Annotated in this window: 16 protein-coding genes; 7 read left to right on the forward strand and 9 right to left on the reverse strand. The window is 72.2% G+C overall.

Features of this window, described 5'->3' with window-relative positions:
* The first annotated feature begins 90 nt into the window (after nt 1-90).
* A complete protein-coding gene (locus AB0K14_RS09180; protein WP_360451252.1) occupies nt 91-1,209 on the forward strand; it encodes a glycosyltransferase in 1,119 nt (372 codons plus the stop codon).
* A 7-nt stretch (nt 1,210-1,216) separates the two neighbouring features.
* Here AB0K14_RS09180 and AB0K14_RS09185 read toward each other — a convergent pair whose 3' ends face one another.
* Together AB0K14_RS09185 and AB0K14_RS09190 are read right to left on the reverse strand one after the other, a co-directional pair.
* Nucleotides 1,217-2,047: a response regulator transcription factor gene (locus AB0K14_RS09185; protein ID WP_360451254.1), complete on the reverse strand. Its 831-nt coding sequence runs from the start codon at nt 2,045-2,047 to the stop codon at nt 1,217-1,219.
* Nucleotides 2,044-3,180: a sensor histidine kinase gene (locus AB0K14_RS09190; RefSeq protein WP_360451256.1), complete on the reverse strand. Its 1,137-nt coding sequence runs from the start codon at nt 3,178-3,180 to the stop codon at nt 2,044-2,046. Before AB0K14_RS09190 ends, AB0K14_RS09185 begins: the two co-directional genes overlap by 4 nt.
* Nucleotides 3,181-3,314: 134 nt before the next feature.
* Here AB0K14_RS09190 and AB0K14_RS09195 point away from each other — a divergent pair, with 134 nt between their 5' ends.
* The 4 genes from AB0K14_RS09195 (at nt 3,315) to AB0K14_RS09210 (ending at nt 7,432) form a co-directional block, all read left to right on the forward strand.
* On the forward strand, nt 3,315-4,508 hold the full coding sequence (locus tag AB0K14_RS09195) for a serine hydrolase domain-containing protein (RefSeq protein WP_360451259.1): 1,194 nt from the start codon (nt 3,315-3,317) through the stop codon (nt 4,506-4,508).
* Nucleotides 4,509-4,554: 46 nt separating this feature from the next.
* Entirely contained in the window at nt 4,555-4,926 is a 372-nt protein-coding gene (locus tag AB0K14_RS09200) for a S4 domain-containing protein (protein ID WP_360451262.1), read from the forward strand.
* A 132-nt stretch (nt 4,927-5,058) separates the two neighbouring features.
* A complete protein-coding gene (locus AB0K14_RS09205) occupies nt 5,059-5,850 on the forward strand; it encodes a pectate lyase (RefSeq protein WP_360451265.1) in 792 nt (263 codons plus the stop codon).
* A gap of 226 nt (nt 5,851-6,076) precedes the next feature.
* Nucleotides 6,077-7,432, forward strand: a complete 1,356-nt coding sequence (locus AB0K14_RS09210; protein ID WP_360451268.1) for a tetratricopeptide repeat protein — start codon at nt 6,077-6,079, stop codon at nt 7,430-7,432.
* Here AB0K14_RS09210 and AB0K14_RS09215 read toward each other — a convergent pair.
* The 7 genes from AB0K14_RS09215 to AB0K14_RS09245 all read right to left on the reverse strand — a co-directional run bounded on the left by AB0K14_RS09215 (nt 7,422) and on the right by AB0K14_RS09245 (nt 15,544).
* Nucleotides 7,422-9,683 (reverse strand): PQQ-dependent sugar dehydrogenase, encoded by a 2,262-nt coding sequence (locus AB0K14_RS09215; protein ID WP_360451269.1) that lies wholly within the window; start codon nt 9,681-9,683, stop codon nt 7,422-7,424. The two genes, AB0K14_RS09210 and AB0K14_RS09215, sit on opposite strands and share 11 nt — an antisense overlap.
* A gap of 273 nt (nt 9,684-9,956) precedes the next feature.
* Nucleotides 9,957-10,691 (reverse strand): ABC transporter ATP-binding protein, encoded by a 735-nt coding sequence (locus AB0K14_RS09220; RefSeq protein ID WP_360451272.1) that lies wholly within the window; start codon nt 10,689-10,691, stop codon nt 9,957-9,959.
* Nucleotides 10,681-11,412 carry an ABC transporter ATP-binding protein gene (locus tag AB0K14_RS09225; RefSeq protein WP_360451274.1) on the reverse strand — a complete coding sequence of 244 codons (732 nt, stop codon included), beginning with the start codon at nt 11,410-11,412 and terminating at the stop codon, nt 10,681-10,683. Before AB0K14_RS09225 ends, AB0K14_RS09220 begins: the two co-directional genes overlap by 11 nt.
* A complete protein-coding gene (locus AB0K14_RS09230) occupies nt 11,409-12,431 on the reverse strand; it encodes a branched-chain amino acid ABC transporter permease (protein ID WP_360451276.1) in 1,023 nt (340 codons plus the stop codon). Before AB0K14_RS09230 ends, AB0K14_RS09225 begins: the two co-directional genes overlap by 4 nt.
* A complete protein-coding gene (locus AB0K14_RS09235; RefSeq protein ID WP_360451279.1) occupies nt 12,415-13,293 on the reverse strand; it encodes a branched-chain amino acid ABC transporter permease in 879 nt (292 codons plus the stop codon). The genes AB0K14_RS09230 and AB0K14_RS09235 overlap by 17 nt, the downstream gene beginning before the upstream one ends.
* Nucleotides 13,294-13,299: 6 nt before the next feature.
* Nucleotides 13,300-14,526, reverse strand: a complete 1,227-nt coding sequence (locus tag AB0K14_RS09240) for an amino acid ABC transporter substrate-binding protein (RefSeq protein ID WP_360451282.1) — start codon at nt 14,524-14,526, stop codon at nt 13,300-13,302.
* Between the two features lie 85 nt (nt 14,527-14,611).
* Nucleotides 14,612-15,544, reverse strand: coding sequence for an EamA family transporter (locus AB0K14_RS09245; RefSeq protein WP_360451284.1), 933 nt, complete (start codon nt 15,542-15,544; stop codon nt 14,612-14,614).
* A gap of 39 nt (nt 15,545-15,583) precedes the next feature.
* Between AB0K14_RS09245 and AB0K14_RS09250 the strand changes: the two genes are divergently transcribed.
* Both AB0K14_RS09250 and AB0K14_RS09255 read left to right on the forward strand, forming a co-directional pair.
* A complete protein-coding gene (locus tag AB0K14_RS09250) occupies nt 15,584-16,114 on the forward strand; it encodes a CGNR zinc finger domain-containing protein (RefSeq protein WP_360451287.1) in 531 nt (176 codons plus the stop codon).
* Between the two features lie 155 nt (nt 16,115-16,269).
* The gene (locus AB0K14_RS09255; RefSeq protein ID WP_360451290.1) at nt 16,270-18,234 is read left to right on the forward strand and encodes an NPCBM/NEW2 domain-containing protein; all 1,965 of its coding nucleotides are present in this window, start codon (nt 16,270-16,272) and stop codon (nt 18,232-18,234) included.
* Nucleotides 18,235-18,331 lie beyond the last annotated feature (97 nt).

Here is an 18,331-nt window from a genome sequence, read left to right on the forward strand (position 1 = left end):
AACGGACTGGGCCGATCACCTCCGTCCGACGCTGAGTGGGCATCCGGTATTGGATCGCGGAGGCCCGGCGGTGCGATCTAGGGTGGCCCGATGCGCGTGCTGTTCACGTTCGCCGGCGGGTTGGGCCACTTCCAGCCGCTGGTCCCGCTCGCCTCAGCGGTGGTTGCCGCCGGCCACACCGTCGCGTTCGCGGCCGGTTCGGCCCGGCGGGGCGCGATCGAGGCGGCCGGGTTCACCGCGTTCGCCGTGGGTGGCGGTAGCGACGAGGTCCGGGAACGCCTGCCGCTGGCGGCGCCCGACCGGGACCGGGACGACTACGAGCTGCGCGAGGGCTTCGTGCGGGAGGGCGCCGGGCTGAGGCTGCCGCTCTACCTCGACCTGTTCACCCGGTGGCGGCCGGACGTTGTGGTGTGCGAGGAGGTCGACTTCGGCAGCGTGCTCGCCGCCGAGAAGCTCGGCCTGCCCTACGCGAACGCGCAGGTCATCGCGTCGGGTTCGTTCGTGCGGCCGGAGGTGATCGGCGAGCCGCTCGCCGAGCTGCGCGCCGCGCACGGCCTGCCGCCCGACCCCGACCTGGCCATGCGGCACCGGCACCTGCTGCTCTCGCCGTTCCCGCCGAGCCTGCGCGACCCGGCGTTCCCGCTGCCGGATACGGCTTTCCCGATCCGGCCGCCGGTCGGTCCGCTCGGCCGGGCCGACACGCCGACCGTGTACTTCACCCTCGGCACGGTGTTCAACACCGAGTCCGGTGATCTGTTCAGCCGGGTGCTGGCCGGGCTGGGCGAGCTGCCGGTCGAGGTGGTGGCCACGGTCGGCACGCACGTCGACCCGGCCGAGTTCGGCGAGCAGCGGCCGGGTGTGCGGATCTCCCGCTTCCTGCCGCAGGCCGAGGTCTTGCCGCACTGCGACGTGGTGGTCTCGCACGGCGGCTCGGGCAGCGTCGTCGGCGCGCTCGCGCACGGCCTGCCCATGGTGCTGCTGCCCCTCGGCGCCGACCAGCCGCAGAACGCCGAGCAGTGCGTGCGGCTCGGCGTGGGCAAGGAGTTGGACCCGGTCGGCGCCACCCCCGGTGACGTGCGGGACGCGGTGGCCGAGGTGTTGGCGGATCCGGGTTACCGGCGGGCGGCCGAACGGGTGCGGGCGGAGATCCTGGCGCTGCCGGAGCCCGAACGGGCTGTACCGCTGCTGGAGCGGCTGGCCGGCGCGTGATCCGCCGTCACCTCGTCCGGTCCCGGTTCGCCGCGGTCGGCACGATGAGGCCGCTCTCGTAGGCGACCACCACCGCCTGCGCCCGGCTGGACAGGCCGAGCTTGCCCATCATCCGCTTGACGTGCGTCTTCACCGTGGCTTCGCTGAGCACGAGCCGCTGGGCGATCTGCCCGTTGGTCAGCCCATTGCCGACCAGGCGCAGCACCTCGGTCTCCCGCGCGGTCAGCGCCGCCAGCTGCGGGGCGCCGATGGCGGTGGCCCGGTGGTGCTGGGCGTAGGTCTCGATCAGCCGGTGGGTGATGTGCGGCGCGACCAGGATGTCGCCCGCCGCGATGGTGCGGACCGCGGAGATGATCCGCTCCGGCGGGGTGTCCTTGACCAGGAACCCGGAGGCGCCCTCGCCCAACGCGGTGTAGACGTACTCGGGCAGGTCGAACGTGGTCAGCACGATCACCCGCGGCGCGCCTTCGCGGTGTCCGGCCTCGTCCCGGTCGGCCTCGTCCCGGTCGGCCTCGTCATCGGCGACGTGCTGGTCGGCGTCGTGCTGGTCGGCCTCCTCATCGGCGTCGTGCTGGTCGGCGGGGTGCTGGTCGGTCTCGCGCTGTCCGGCCGCACGGTGGTCGGCGAGGATGCGGCGGGTGGCGGCGATGCCGTCCAGCACCGGCATCCGGATGTCCATCAGGATCACGTCGGGCGAGGTCCGCGCGGCGGCGGCCACGGCCTGCTCGCCGTCAGCGGCCTCGCCGACCACCTCGAACCCCGGCGCGGCCGTGAACAGGGCGACCAGGCCCGCGCGGATGAGCGCCTGGTCGTCGGCGATGAGCACGCGGATCGTCACCGGGCCGCCACCTCGTGCATCGGCAGGCGCAGGACCACGCCGAACCCGCCGTCGTCCGTCGGACCCGCGGTGAGCACGCCCCCGTACAGCTCGGCGCGTTCCCGCATGCCGCGGATCCCGTGCGACGGGTGGTCGTCGCGCGACGCGTGGTCCGCGGCCGAGACGCCGCCGGTCCGGGCCGCCCGGCCGTTGTCGGTCACCTTCAGCACGAGCGTCTGCTCGCCGTACTCGACGTCGATCCGCGCCCGTGCCGGCCCGGCGTGCTTGAGCACGTTGGTCAGCGACTCCTGCGCCACCCGGTACGCGCACAGGTCCGGCCCCGGCTGGAGCTCGCGCGGCGCACCGGTGACCACCACGTCCACCGGCAGCCCCGCGCCCCGCGCGCGTTCCACCAGCTCGTCGAGCGCCGCCAGGCCGGGTTGCGGGCGGTAGTCGTCGTCCTGGTCGACCCGCAGCACGTCGAGCAGCCGGCGCAGCTCGGTCAACGCCTCACGGCTGGTCTCGCCGACGGTCGTGATCGCGTCGCGCGCGGTCGACAGGTCGGTGTCCAGCACGTACCGCGCCACGCCGGCCTGCAGGGAGATCACCGACATGTGGTGCGCGACGACGTCGTGCAGCTCCCGCGCGATGCGCACCCGTTCGTCCGCCACGGCCCGCGCCGCCTGCTCGGCCAGCCGCTCGGCGCGCTCGGACCAGCGCCTCGTGCCCTCGCCCAGCATCCAGGCGCCCACCACGACCAGCACCGACTGCGCGACCTCCGACCACGCGACCACGGCGACCGGCACGTACGCGATCACCACCACCGCCGTCGTCACCAGGAACACGACCGCGGCCACGGGCCGGGGCCGCAGGGTGGCCACGGTGAACATGCCGACCAGCGCGCCGATGCCCGAGCTGGGCAGGCCGCCGTACCCGAACAAGCTGTACGCCGTCAACGCGCCCAAAACGACCGCCACCGTGGCCACGGGCGCGAGCTGGCGCAGGGCGATCGGCGCGACGGTGAGCGCCGCCAGCACGTACGCCGGCAGGCTGATGCGCCCGCCGGTGTGGCTCACCGCGGTGATGACGGTCAACGAGGTGAGCACCGCCGCGAGCAGCACGTCCAGCCGGATCGGGTTGAGTTTCGCCAGCACCAGGCCAAGGTAGTCGGCTGCCGCCCGGGCGTCGCCACCCCCAGGGCGGATCTTCCCGTACCCCTCAGGGGGTACTCCGAGATCCCTTCCTGGGGCGACGACGCAAGCCCGCCGCGCACCTAGCGTTCGGTGCTGTGAAACGACTTCCTGTGACAGCGATGATCGCGGTGCTGGGGCTGGGCCTCACGGCGGGCGCCGCCCAGGCCGAGCACCGCCCCGACACCAGGACCCTCCAGCGGCACGCCGACGCGCTGCTCGACCAGGGCGCGCCCGGCGTGCTGGTCGAAGTGGACACACCGCGCGGCGACGTGCGGGTGCGCAGCGGCTACGGCGACGTCGACCGGCGCACGCCCGTGCCGTGGCAGGCGAAGTTCCGCATCGGCAGCTACACCAAGACGTTCGTGGCGGCGACCGTGCTGCAACTGGTCGGCGAGGGCCGGATGTCCCTTGAGGACACCGTGGACCGGTGGCTGCCCGGTGTCGTCGCCGGCAACGGCAACGACGGCACGAAGATCACCGTGCGGCAGCTGTTGCAGCACACCAGCGGCCTGTACAACTACGTGGGCAAGATGCCGGAGCTGTTCCTGGAGAAGGAGTTCGAGCGGATCCGGTACCGCACCGTGGAGCCGGAGCGGATGGTCGCGCTGGCGGTGCAGCAGCCGCCGGACTTCGCGCCCGGCGCCGACTGGAACTACTCCAACACCGGCTACCTCCTCGCGGGCATGATCATCGAACGGGTGACCGGCAACACCTGGCAGCACGAGGTGCGCACCCGCATCGTCGACCCGCTCGGCCTGCGCGACACGTACCTCCCCGCCACGTCCCCGGTCGTGCCCATGCCGCACGCGGTGGCCTACGAGCGGTTCCCGGAGAAGGGGCTGGAGGCCGACCCGGCCGACCCCCGTTACGGTCGCGCGATCGACGTGACCAGGTACAACCCGTCGTGGGGCGGCGCGGCCGGCGACATGATCAGCACCACCGACGACGCCAACGCGTTCCTCAAGGCGCTGATCGGCGGCGAGGTGCTGCGGCCCGCCGAGCTCGCCGAGATGACCGACACCGTCCGCACGCCCGCGCTGGACCCGGCGTGGCCGGGCGCCCGGTACGGGCTCGGGATCATGTGGATCCCGAACTCGTGCGGCGGTCACTGGTCGCACGGCGGGGACATCCCCGGCTTCAAGACCCGCAACGGCGTCACGGCCGACGGCCGGCGCAGCGTGACGGTGTCGATCAACACCGACTCGATGGTGCCGGTGCCGGGCGCGCCGAAGCCGGGCAAGGACGTCACGGTGGACCTGGTCGACCACGCGCTCTGCGGCATGAGGTGAGCGGGTGACATGGCCTGCCGGGCCACCGGCAGGCCATGATGTACCGGTGGAGTCCACCCGTGTGGACCGCTGGTTGTGGGCGGTCCGGTTGACCAAGACCCGTTCCGATGCCGCGGCGGCCTGTCGGGGTGGTCACGTGCGCGTCAACGACAGGCCTGCCAAGCCCGCCACGTCGGTGTCACCGGGTGACGAGGTGCGTGCTCGGGTGGGTGACACGACCCGGATCGTGGAGGTCGTTCGGGTGATCCAGAAACGCGTCGGCGCGGCCGACGCGGTCGGCTGCTTCCTGGACCGGACGCCTCCACCGCCCAAGCCCACCGACGCGCCCGCTCCCGTCGCACGGCGGGAACGCGGCGCCGGGCGTCCCACCAAGCGCGAACGCCGGGTGCTGGACAAGTTCCGCACCGGCCAAGCCTGATCGGGCCTTTCAAGAATGTGAACCACTCGACCGCGGAACGACCCTTCCGACCACGGACTTCGAATCGTTGACAGGTCCGAGCGACCGCTTGTAACGTTTCAGTTCCGCTGCCGCCCAACGGGAGGCAAACAAGTGCACAGGAAAATGATCGGACGGCTGCTCTCGGGCGCCGCGGCATTCGCTTTGGCCGCGCTGCTGACCACCGCCGTCGCGCCGAGCGGTTCGGCGGCCGGGAGCACGTTCCCCGCGCCGAAGGGCTCGCAGGGGGTCAGCACCAAGATCAAGGTCGGCAGCACGCCGTACGACGGCGGGCTGAAGCGGTTCTACGGCACCGGCGCGCTCGGCGACGGCGGCCAGGACGAGGGCCAGAGCCCGCTGTTCGAGCTGGCCAACGGCGCGACGTTGTCCAACGTCATCCTCGGCACGCCCGCCGCCGACGGCATCCACTGCCTGGGTACCTGCACGTTGAACAACGTGTGGTGGGAGGACGTCGGCGAGGACGCGGCGACGCTGAAGGGCTCCTCGTCGTCGCAGAAGATGACGGTCAACGGCGGCGGCGCGCGCAAGGCGTCGGACAAGGTGTTCCAGCACAACGGGCCGGGCACCATCCACATCCGCAATTTCCAGGTGGACGACTTCGGCAAGCTGTACCGGTCGTGCGGCAATTGCGGCACGCAGTACAAGCGCAACGTGATCCTGGAAAACGTGACGGTGTACTCGCCGGGCAAGGTGCTGGCGGGCATCAACACGAACTACGGCGACACCGCGCGCTATTCCGGGATCACCATCGTCGGCGACAGCAGCCGGAAGATCGTGATCTGCGAGAAGTACCGCGGCGTCACCAGCGGTGAGCCGACGAAGATCGGCAGCGGTGCGGACGGCACGAATTGCCTCTACGGCTCGTCCAACATCACCTACCGCTAGTCGCCGGCCACGAGCCCTCCACCCGCGGCCCGGGTGGAGGGCTCGTGCGCGGACTGGATGGCGGAACCAAGAGTGAGCCGTTCGGGTGAATCGACTGATGTACGCCTAACGGGCTATCGAGCCGAGACGATCAAGGAATCGGGAGGGGACGAGGTACCGGGTCCGGACGAGGTCGCGGTGTCGACCTCGGAGCCGACCGTCGCGATCGACGGCGAGGAGGCGCGCGATGTCCGGCAAGCGGAGGTCCGAGCGGAACGGACGGGTCGGCCTGGCGCGCTGGCGGCTGCGGGAGGGCGACTCGGCGTCGGCCGCGGGCCGGTTGTCGGAGGCCCTCGACCTGTACGCCGTCGCCGCGTACGAGTTGGACGGCCTGGACCGCCGCGACGGCGAGGTCGCCGCGCTGCTCGTGCACGCGCTGGCCGGTCACGGGCGGGCGGACCTGGAACTGGGCAACCCGCGGCGCGCGCTGGAAACGCTGAGGAGCGCCCTCGCGCTGGCCGAGCCGAACAGCGCCGTGCACGCCGGAGTCCTCTCTTGTCTCGCGTACGCGCTGCGCGAAGCGGGAGCGCTGGACGACGCGGTCTCGACGTTCACCGAGGTGCTGGCCATCCAGCGGAAGGTCGACCGGACCGGTGCGACGGTCGTCGGCACGCTCAACGACCTGTCCCACGCGCTCAGGCTGCACGGCCGGGCGCAGGCCGCCGAACGGGCCGCCCGCGAGGCGGTCGAGCTGGCCGAGCGGATCGCACCCGGCGGCCCCGCCGCGGCGATCGGCCACCACCGCCTCCGCCAGGCCCTGGACGACCTCGGTCGGGCGGACGAAGCCGAAGCGCACCTGACGCGCGGCATCACCCTGCTGTTGCGGCACGCGCCCGACGCGCCCGCGACCGCCGACGCCATCAACCGGTGGTGCGAGGCGCTGCTGGCACGGGAGGGTCCGCACGACGCGCTGCCCTGCATCGACCGACACCTGGCCGTGATCGAGCCGGACGCGCCCGGTGCGCCGGTGGTCGGCGTGCTGCGGCTGTGGCGCGGCATCGGCCTGGCCTCGCTCGGCTCCGACGAGGCGGACACCGAAGCGCTGCGCGAGTTCGAGGCCGCCGAACGCGTCCTGGCCGGGCACCTCGACCAGGCGGGGCGAGTCGCCTGGGCCAGGGTGGACCGCGCGAAGTTGTTGTTGTGGCACCAGGCCGCGAACGCCGCCGAACCGCTGCTGCCGGCCGCTCGCGCGCACTTCGCCGCCGCCGGTGACGAGCACGCCGAGGCCGAGGCCGCGAAGCTGCTCGCGTGCACGACGTTCGAACGGCTGACCGCGAACGGGCGCGGCGGCACCGTGGAGGCGTTGTCCGCCGCACGGCGGGCGGCGGACGGTCTCGCCACAGCACAGCAGTACGACGACGCCGTCGACCTGCTCACCCGGGCACTGTCCGCGGTGGACGTCCCACCGTGCGACGCGGAGACCAAAGAGGCCGTCGCGATCACCGTGAGGGCGCGTGAGCGCGTGCTGGCGCTGGCGGGGACGCGGCACCGGGCCGACGCCGCGTCACCGGCCTGGCGGTCGAGAAACCGGCCTAGCGGTTGAGGAACCGGCGGTACTGCTCGGCCACCACCTCCGCCGACGCGGCGACGTCCAGGAACATCAACGAGTCCACCCGGCACGTGCAGGGGTTCCGCTCCGCGGTGTCCTGCGGGAAGCTGCCACCGATCTTGATGCCCCTCGGGTCGGTGGGTGACGTACCCGTGCCGTCGACCTGCCACGGGTCACCGGGCACGGTGTAGAACCCGGGCAGGGCCTTGCCGTCGCGGTAGAGCGCCATCCGGCCGGTGGTGAAGTCGAACGTGGCGGCCAGGTGCACCCAGCGGTTCGGCGGCAGCACTTCCGACCAGGCCGGCGCGGCGGCGTAGGTCTGGGACGCGCCACCGTCGATCCGGCGGCCGAGGGCGACCAGCCGGAGCTGACCGTCGACCTCGAACGCCTCGATCAACGCCCGCACCGCGTGCCCCTCGGAGTCACCGCTGAGCAGGCCGGCGAGCCCGACAGCCCCGTGACCGGGACTCGGGTTCGCGCCGGTGAGCTTGAACCAGCCCATGATGGTGGTCCCCGTGGCGCCGTTGAACGCCCTCAGCGACTCGGCGCCGTCCGCGTCCCACACGCCCGCTTTCCAGTCGTCGTTCGCACCGGGTTGCGGGCGCAGGTCGAGGGCGTTGTTGCTGCCGCGGAACGCGCCGTCGTCGACGCGCATCCGATCGCCGCCGTTGACGAGCCGGAGCAGGGTGCGCGACTCGCCGAGGTCGATCTCACGGGCGTCGTCCACGGGGAACGGGTGCTCGAAGTCGTAGTGCGCCACCAGGTTCCGGGCGACGGCGGGCGTCACCTCCGACCGCGGGACCTCGCGCGTGCCGACGACCTGCCAGATCCGGCCGTCGGTCTTGGACAGCAGGTACAGCTCACCGGCGGCGTCCGTGCCGAACCGCAGGTCCACCCGGCCGTCGCCGACGAGGTCGGTCATGCGCTTCTCGTTGCCGTCGGTGTCGAACACCTTGAGCTCGTGCAGCGGGGCGGTGGGCCCGCCGCGCCTCATCCTCGACACCTCGGTGTAGAAGACGCGGCCGTCCACCAGGTCGCCGAAGACGTACTTGCCGCGCAGGCGCGGCACGGCACGACCGCGGTAGACCTGGCCGCCGGAGATGGCGTGACCGCTGTCGGACGTGCACGGCCAGCCCGCCGGCGGGTCGTGGTCGTAGGCCGCCACGGGGTAGGTGTACCCGTACCTGTCGTCGTCGGCCGGGAGCGGGTACAGGTGGCACTGGTCCTCGTGGCGGTAGGCGAACGCGCCCTCACGCCTGCTCCAGCCCAGGTTGTCGCCCGCGCGGAGCTCGTACACGGCCTCGATCGAGTGCTGGCCGATGTGACCCAGGTAGAGCGCGTGGTCGCCGCCCCGGTCCCAGGCGAACCGGTGCGGGTCGCGCATGCCGTAGGCGTAGATCTCGCCGAGTGCGCCGGGCGTGCCGACGAACGGGTTGGTCGCCGGGATGCCGTACCGGCCGCCGGGGCCGCCGGTGCCCGCCGGGTCGATGCGCAGGACCTTGCCCGCCGGGTTGTCGAGCCGTTGCGGCACGTCGGAGGTCACGCCGAGGCCGCCGTCGCCGACGGCCAGGTACAGCAGGCCGTGATCGGGGTCGCCGGGCCGGGCGGTCGGGTTGAAGTCGATCTGCTGCACGGCGTGGATGTGGGTGGCGAAGCCGTAGCGGAACAGCTCGCGCCGCGTCCCGGTGAACACGTCGGCGGCCGGGTCGGCGGCCGTCCACTCCGACACCACGCTCTGCACGACGGCCCCCGGCTGGTTGGGGTAGGTCGGCGTCTCGGTGTCGATCGCGGCCCTGCCCTCGGTGTGCACGGTGTAGAGCTTGCCGTTGCGGGCGAACCCGGGGTGGAAGGCGACGAACCCGAACCCGCTGCCCATGCCTCGGCCGGAGAAGAAGTTCGGGAAGCGTGCGGCGAAGTCCAGGTAGACGTGCGGTGCGCCGCCGTCGTCCAGCAGGTACAGGGGGCCGTTGAGGTCGGGGACGTACCGCCGGCCGGACCCGTCGGGCACCTCGCCGACGAAGTTGATCCGGTTGTGCCGGTTGAGCCGGGTGTCGGAGGTGGGCGGGGTGGGTGACGACGCGGGTAACCGGGCGACCTCGGCCAGCACCAGCCCGAGCCGGGACCGGATCGGGTCACCGGGGATCGGGTCGGTCACCGGGTCGTCCGGTCCTCCCCACGCCGGCACGGCGGTCGACACCACCACGGTGACGGCCGCCACCGAAGCCCACCACCTGCGCTTGCGCATCGCTGTCTCCTCCCCTGGAGGCCCGGAAATGTCGGACCTCGTCGGTAGAATGGAATCCAGGGATCCCCTGGGCGGCGACCCCTGCGAAGCACTGTGGTTGCCCGGCGATGCCGCCGATGTCTGCGACTCCCGACAACCTCTGTGACCCGGACGAACTCCGCGACCGCCGGAGACCGCTGCGACGCCCGGAGACCGCTGCGACCCCGGTGATTTCCGCGACCTCCGCAACCCCCGGCGACGTCTGCGACTCGGCGACTTCGGCGGGGTGCGCGTTCACGGTTCGTTCCTGGCCCGGCCGAGGTAGAGGTCGCCCAGGCGGGGGTCGGTCAGCAGGGTGCTCGCCGGGCCGGAGACGTGCACCCGGCCCAGGTCGAGCACGCAGCCGAGGTCGGCCGCCTCCAGTGCGCGGCGGGCGTTCTGCTCGACCAGCAGCACGGCGGTGCCCGCGTCGCGCATCCGGGTGATCTGCTCGAACACGGTCGCGGTGGCCTTCGGGTCCAGGCCCATCGACGGCTCGTCCAGCAACACCACCCGCGGGCTGACCATGAGGGAGCGGGCGAACTCCACCTGTTTCTGCTGGCCGCCCGACAGCGCCCCGGCGAGCGCGTCCCAGCGGTCGCCGACGACGGGGAACAGGGTGCGGACGAAGTCGACCCGTTCGGCCACGACGGCCTTGTCCCGCACGGTGTACGCGCCGAGCAGGACGTTCTCCCCCACGGTCATCTCGCGGAAGACGCTGTGGCCTTGCAGCACGTGCGACAGGCCGGCCGCCAACAGCGCCTGGGGCCCTCGACCGGTGACGTCACGCCCGCCGAGCACGATCCGCCCGGCACGCGGCGCGAGCAGCCCGCTGGCCACCTTGAGCACCGTGGACTTGCCCGCGCCGTTCGGACCGACCAGGCACACCACGGACGCGGGCGGCACGCGCACGGTCAGGCCGCGCAGCACCAGCGCCGCACGGCCGTAGCCGGCCTCGACGTCCACGAGTTCGAGCAGGTCAGCCGCCAAGGTAGGCCGCCAGCACGCGGGGATCGGCACGCACCACGTCGGGCGGGCCCGCGGCGATCGGCCGGCCCCGGTCGAACACCACCACGTGATCGGACAAGCTCATCACCACGTCCATGTTGTGCTCCACGATCAGGAACGTCCGGCCTTCCGCGTTGAGCGACCGCACCAGCTCGCCGATCCGGTCGATCAACGCCGGGTTCACCCCGCCGGCGGGCTCGTCCAGCAGGATCGTCTCCGGCTCCGCCATCAGCACCCCCGCCAGTTCCAGCAACTTCTGCTGGCCGTAGGACAGGTCGCGCGCCTCCACGTCGGCCAGGTGCTCGATGCCGACGCGCGTCAGCCACCCCATCGCCCGGTCCACGTCGGACTTCAGGCGTGCCGGGGCCAACGCGCGCAGCACCGAGCGGGGTCGGACCGCCACCAGCAGGTTCTCCACGGCGGTCAGGCGCGGGAAGACCCGGCACAGCTGGAAGCTGCGGCCGATGCCCGCGTGCGCGACCTTGTGCGCGCCCCGTCCGGTGATGTCGCGACCGTGGTAGGTGACCGTGCCCGCGTCCGGTTCGACCATCCCGGTGACGCAGTTGAAGAACGTCGTCTTGCCCGAGCCGTTCGGCCCGATCAGGGCGTTGATCCGGCCGTGCCGGAACGTCACGGTCGCGTCGTCCACCGCCCGGACCCCGCCGTAGGACTTGGTCAGGCCCTCGGTCCGCAACCCCTTCACCGCCGCACCTCCCCGGCCAGTTCCTCCTGCGTGACCTCGCGGATCGACGCCTGTCCCGGCCGCAGCCGACCCACCAGCCCGCGCACGGCGGGGATGATCCCGTCGGGCAGGAACAACACCACCACCGCGAGCAGCACGCCCATCGCGACCAGGTGCAGCTGCGTGTCGCCGTACTGGGCCTTGAAGAACTCGGTGGCGTAACCGACGACGACCGCGCCGACCAGCGGCCCGAACAGGCTCCGCACGCCGCCGAGCAGGCTCATCAGCACCATGTTCGAGCCGACCAGGATGGAGAACTGGAAGATCGGGTCGAGGAAGCCGAACCACAGCGCGTACAGGCCGCCGCCCAGCGCGGTGAAGAACGCCGACAGCACGAACGCCGCCAGCTTGTACCGCACCGTCGGCACGCCGAGCGACCGCGCCTTGTCCTCGTCCTCCCGGATCGCCTTGAGCCCCAGGCCGAAGCGCGAGCGGTCGATCAGCCACCAGCACAGCAGCATCACCGCCAGCAGCACGGCGTGCAGGTGGAAGAACCGCTGGTGCTGCTCGGGTCGCAGCACGCCGGCGTCGAACGGGCGCGGCACCCGCAGCCCGTCCGACCCGCCGGTCACCGATCCCCAGCTCTGGAACACCAGCAGCAGCACCAGCACCACCGCGATCGACACGATGACGAACGAGGCGCCGCGGACCCGCAGCGCGGCGACGCCGATCGGCACCGCGAGCACCGCCACCACCGCCCCGCCGAGCAGCAGCGCGACCCAGGGGTTCACGTCGGCGCGCAGGATCAGCAGGCCGGTGGCGTAGCCGCCGAGACCGGAGTACGCGGCGTGGCCCAGCGAGATGTAGCCGGTGAACCCGCCGACGAAGTTCCACGCGGTGGCCAGCACCGCGTAGCTGATGATCACCACGCCGACCGACAGCACGAACGGGTCCGCCGCCAGGCTCGGGAACGCCACCAGGAACGCGGCGAGCACGACCAGCCCGACGGCCTGCCAGACCACCTCAGAACCGCTGCGCAAGGCGGCCTCCGAAGAACCCCTGCGGACGCAGGATCAGCGTCACGAACAGCGCGGCGTAGAAGAACGTCTGCGCCCACGTGGTGCCGAGCGGGAGCTGGAGCAGGTTCTGCCCGATACCCAGCAGCAGCGCCGCGATGGCCGCGCCGCCGACGCTGCCGAGCCCGCCGACCACGATGATCGCCATCAGCGGGCCGATCCAGTGCCAGTGCAGCGACGGGTAGATGGTGGAGTCCAGCGCCAGCGCGGTGCCGCCGACGGCCGCGGTGGCCAGGCCGAGCCCGAAGCCGAACCCGGCGACCCGGTCGGTGTCCACGCCGAGCAGCCTGGCCGCCTCGCGGTGCTGCATCGTGGCCCGCAACGCCTGGCCGAACCGGGTCGCCTTGAGCAGCACGTGCAGACCGGCCAACGTCACCACGGCCAGTCCGAACGCGATGAGCTTGACCAGCGCGACGCTCGCGCCGAACAGCTCCAGCCGTGCGCCGGAGTAGGACAGCGGCACCCGGCGGTGCGTGCCGCTGAACACGAAGCCCAGCGCGCCCTCCACCGCCAACGCCACCGCGAACGTCAGCAGCACCGACATCATCGTCAGCGTGGCCGGCCGCAGGCGCGCCACCAGCAGCCGCTGCACGGCGACACCGACCACGAAGAACAACGGCACCGTGGCCACCAGCGACAGCATCGGGTCGAGTCCCGTGCCGACGGTGAACGCCCACGCCAGGTACGCGGCCAGCACCAGGAACGCCGAGTGCGCGATCATCACCACGCGCATCACGCCGAAGTAGAGGGTCAGACCGGCGGCGAGCAGGGCGTAGAGACCGCCCATCAGCACGCCGAGGACGAGGCTCTGGAAGACGAGGGACACCCGACCTCACCACGCGGGCTTCGGGTAGACCAGCTCGGCTTCCTTCGCGTCGGCGGGCAGCACGATCCGGATTTTCCCGCCGACGTACTGCTGGATGAGGTGCGCGCCCTGCGGTCGACCGGCCGCGTCCCACCGCAGCGGCCCGACGACGGTCTGCACCTCGTTGGCGTGCAGCCAGTCGATCATCTTGCGCTGGCACTGCTCTGAGGGGTCCGCGCAGCCGGCCGCGGTCACGGCGGCGGCGACGACCTGCCCGGTGGTCCAGGCGTTGGCCTCGTCCTCGGTGGGCGCGGCGCCGTGCTCGCGGGTGTAGAAGTCCACGAACTCCCGGTTGGACGGGTAGGCCGCCTCGGGTGTGTAGCCGGTCGGGGACAGGATGCCCTCGGTCTGCGCGCCGATCGCCTTCGGGAACTCGGGGTTGGTCGGCGCGGTGGAGAACGCGGCGAGCTTCGGCTGGTAGTCCAGCTGGCGCAGGGCCACGATCAGGTTCACCGCGTCCTGGTACTGCGTGCCGCCGACCACGACGTCCGCGCGCGAGTCGGCGATCTTCGCGGCGATGGAGCCGAAGTCGGTGGTGTTGGGCGGGTACACCTCGTCCACCACCGTGCGCACGCCCGCGGCGGCCAGCTTGTCCTTGAGGCCGTTGGCGGTGCCCTGGGCGAACGGGTCGTCCATCGCCGCGTACGCCGCCGTCTTCGGCCGGGTGGCTTCGGGCATCGCGATGATCGCCTCGGCCAGGTGGTCGTAGTGGTCCTGGGCCACGGCGGGCGCGGCGTAGAAGAGGTTGTCGAAGCCCTGCTCGAACACCTCGCGCGCGGCGCCGGCCGGTTCCACGAACAGGAAGCCGTAGTCGCGCGCCACCTGGGCGGCGGGGATGACCAGGCGGGTGGAGAACGGTCCGAAGACGAGGTCGACGCCGTCGGAGTTGATGAGCTTCTCGTAGTCGGCGGCGACCCGGTCGGCGTTGGACTGGTCGTCCAGGACGATCAGCTCGACCTGGCGGCCCAGGAGCCCGCCGCCCGCGTTGACGTGGTCGGCCCACGCTTCGTAGCCGCGCTGCACGCCCTTGCCCGGTTCGGAGAAGTCGCCGGTCAGCGGGAGCGAGACGCCGATGCGGATCGGCCCGTCGTCGCCGGCTCCCCCTTCGGCCGGTCGTCCGCCGAAGCACCCGGAGAGCAGCAACGCCGCGGCCGCGCCGAGGGCGCCGATCCGGCGCCCGTTCGCGATGTCCATCGTCCACCCGTCGTCGAGGGATGAGGTAAGCGCTTTCCGAGCATAGGAACCCCGCCGTGATGTGACAAGGACCACCGAAGTGCGGCTACCGCGGTTCGCCCAGCTTCACGGTCACCACGCCGCCGAGGATCAACGTGCCGCCGACCAGCTGGACCACGCCCGGCGCCTCGCCCAGCAGCAGCCACGCGAACAGCAGCGCCGTCACCACCTCGGTCAGCGCCACGAACGACGCCAGCCGCGAACCCAGTCGCCTGGTCGCGGCGATGCCAGCGACGTACGCGAGGGACGCCGTCACGACGCCCAGCGCCAGCACGGGCAGCCACCACGCCACGGCGAACCCGTCGAACGCGACCGGTTCGGCGGACACCTCGAACGGGACGATCCCGACCGCGCCCGCCACCAGCAGCACGACACCGCCGAGCAGCAACCCGCCGGCGGCCAGCACGGTGCCGGGCAGCCCGTCACCGTCGCGGGCCGAGAGCACGAAGTACACCGCGGCGCCCACCATCGCGCCCAACGCCCACAGGACGCCCGCGGCACTCACCCGGGCGCCGGAGACGACGTCGAGGACCAGCAACAACCCGATCAGCCCCAGCACCGCGCCGAGCACCGTCAGCCGGGTGGGCCGCTGACCGTGGCGCAGCCACAGCCAGCCGACCACGGCGACCGGCGCGGTGTACTCGACCAGCAACGCGACACCGACCTCCATCCGCGCGACGGCGTTGAAGAAGGCCAGTTGGCAGCCCGCGACCGCGACCAGCCCGTACGCCGTGATCAGCGGCGCGGTGCGGCGCAGCAGGTGCCACCGGCCACGCAGCTGGACCACCGCGATCGGTGCCAGCACGGCCGCGGCGAGCAACACCCGGACCGCCACCGCGGCCGCCGACGACCACCCCGCGTTCATCAGGCCCCGCGCCAACGGCCCGGACAAGCCGAAGGACGACGCGGACAGCAGCGCGAAGCCCAACCCGGCGCGCAACCGGCCGGCCACCAGCGTGTCATGTGTCATCGTCGCCATGACTCATGACGCTATGGACCGCGGCGGTAATCTGTCAACATGCTCTTCACCCATGACACGACCACGTCGCTCATCGCGGCGGTGGCGTTGGTGAACTCGGCCGAGGAACCGGACACGATGACCGCGCCGGCCCAGCTGGACGCGTTCTTCGCCGAGCACGGCTACACCGGCTCCCGCACCCACGACCAGGCCGAGCTGGAGGCGATCCGCGCGCTGCGGGCGCCGCTGCGCCGACTCCTGACCAGCGACCGCGACACCGCCGTCGGGATCGTGAACGACATCCTGGCCAGGCACCAGGTCGTGCCCCGGCTCGTGCGGCACGACGGGTTCGACTACCACCTGCACGTCTCGGACCCGGAGACGCCGCTGGCCGACCGGATCGCCGTCGACACGGCCATGGCGGTGGTCGACCTGATCCGCGCCGACGAGATGAGCCGCCTCGCGGTCTGCGCCGACGACACCTGCGACGGCCTCGTGCTCGACCTGTCCCGCAACCGCTCCCGCCGCTACTGCAGCACCACGTGCGGCAACCGGATCGCCGTCGCGGCCTACCGCGCACGCAAGGGCTGACCGGCCACCTACCGGGGCCCCGAAGGACACTCCGAACTTATTACCACCTAGAAACTAACCCTTGAGAACGCCACTCGCGACCGGTTAGCGTCAGCGCCGCACCTCGGCCGGCGCCGGTGACCTCCCGGTGCTTCCGAGCACCAAGGAGGGTGTTCATGCGTCGCGCATTAACGCTGCTCGTCTCTGCCCTGCTCCCCCTCGCCGCCGCCCCCGCGGCCATCGCGGCACCCGAACCCGCCGAGGCGCGAGCCGTGTCGGCGTCCACTCCGCCGATGGGGTGGAACTCGTGGAACAAGTTCGGGTGCGACATCGACGAAGACCTCATCCGGCAGACCGCGGACGCGATCGCGTCGTCGGGGATGCGTGACGCCGGGTACACCTACGTCAACATCGACGACTGCTGGATGGCTCGCGACCGCGACGCCCGGGGCCGGCTGCAAGCCGACCCGGTGCGCTTCCCCGGCGGTATCAAGGCGTTGGCCGACTACGTCCACGGCAAGGGCCTGAAGCTGGGCATCTACTCCTCGGCGGGCACGCACACCTGCGCGGGTTACCCCGCCAGCCTCGACCACGAGGAGGTCGACGCGCGGACCTGGGCCGACTGGGGCGTCGACTACCTCAAGTACGACAACTGCTTCAACGAGGGCCGCCCGGCGCTGGACCGGTACCGCGCGATGGGCGAGGCACTGCGCAGGACCGGCCGCGACATCGTCTACAGCCTGTGCGAGTGGGGCCAGAACCGGCCGTGGGAGGGCCTGGGCCGACAGGTCGGCGGGCACCTGTGGCGGACCACCGGTGACATCTCCGACAACTGGACGTCGGTGATGGGCATCCTCGACCAGCAGGTCGGCCTGGAGCGGTACGCGGGCCCGGACGGCTGGAACGACCCGGACATGCTGGAGGTCGGCAACGGCGGCATGACCGACGCCGAGTACCGCGCCCACTTCGCGCTGTGGGCCGTGCTCAACGCGCCCCTGATCGCGGGCAACGACATCCGCGCGATGGACGACGCGACCAGGCGCATCCTGCTCAACCGCGACCTGCTGGAGGTCGACCAGGACTGGTCGGGCGCCCAGGGCCGCAAGGTGCGTGACGACGGCGACGGCGAGGTGTGGGCCAAGCCCATGTCCGACGGCTCGGTCGCGGTGGTCCTGCTCAACCGCGGCGCGGGCAACGCCGCCGTCGGCGCGACCGCCACCGAACTCGGCCTCCCGTCGGCGCGCTCGTACCGGGTCAAGGACCTGTGGAGCAAGGAGCAGCACGCGAGCGCGGGCATGATCCGGGGCGCGGTGCCCTCGCACGGCGCGGTGGCGTACCGGGTGTGGCCGGGCGCGACCAAGGCGGCCCCGTTGACGTCGTTCACGCTCACCGGGCCGGAACTGGTCGAGGCCGACCGGCCGTTCACCGTCTCCGCCGGCCTGGTCAACGACGGTACTTCCCCGCTGCTCGCGGCCCGGGTGCAGATCCAGGTGCCGGACGGCTGGGTGCTCGACGGCAGCCCGCTGCGCGAGACGGCGTTCGTGCGCGCCGGCGGCAGCTTCACCGCCACGTGGACCGTCACGGCCCGGCCGATCGCGGCGGCCGCGACGGTGCGGATGACCGCGGCGGCCGGCTACCGCACCACGGCGGGCGCGCAGTCCCGGTGGAGCGAGATCGCGCCTCCTCTGGTGTCCGCGCCGCCCACGGGGGCCAACAGCGTCTCCGGCCTCCCGTTCGTGTCCGAGGTCAACGGTTGGGGTCCGGTGGAGCGGGATCGCAGCAACGGCGAGCAGTCGGCCGGGGACGGGCGGCCGATCACCGTCGGCGGCGTCCAGTACGCGACCGGCCTGGGCGTGCACGCGCCGTCGTCCGTGCGGGTCTACCTCGGTTCGGCCTGCTCGACGTTCTCCGCGCTGGTCGGGGTGGACGACGAGAAGGACGGCCGGGGCAGCGTCGTCTTCCGCGTGCTGGGCGACGGCGAGGAACTCGCCGTCACAGCAGTACTGCCGGGCGGTGCGGCGGCGGTGCCGGTCGACGTCGACGTGACGGGCGTGCGGATGCTGGACCTCCAGGTCGCCGATGGCGGGGACGGCAACGACTCCGATCACGCCGACTGGGCGAACGCGACCATCACCTGCTGAACCGACCGTGTGGCACCGCCCCGCACGGGGGCGGTGCCACACGGTGGGCGCGGTGAGTCACATCACCCGATTGGCGGCCTCGCGGCTGGACCGATAA

It is taken from the genome of Actinosynnema sp. NPDC050801, assembly GCF_040673975.1.
Taxonomy (GTDB): domain Bacteria; phylum Actinomycetota; class Actinomycetes; order Mycobacteriales; family Pseudonocardiaceae; genus Actinosynnema.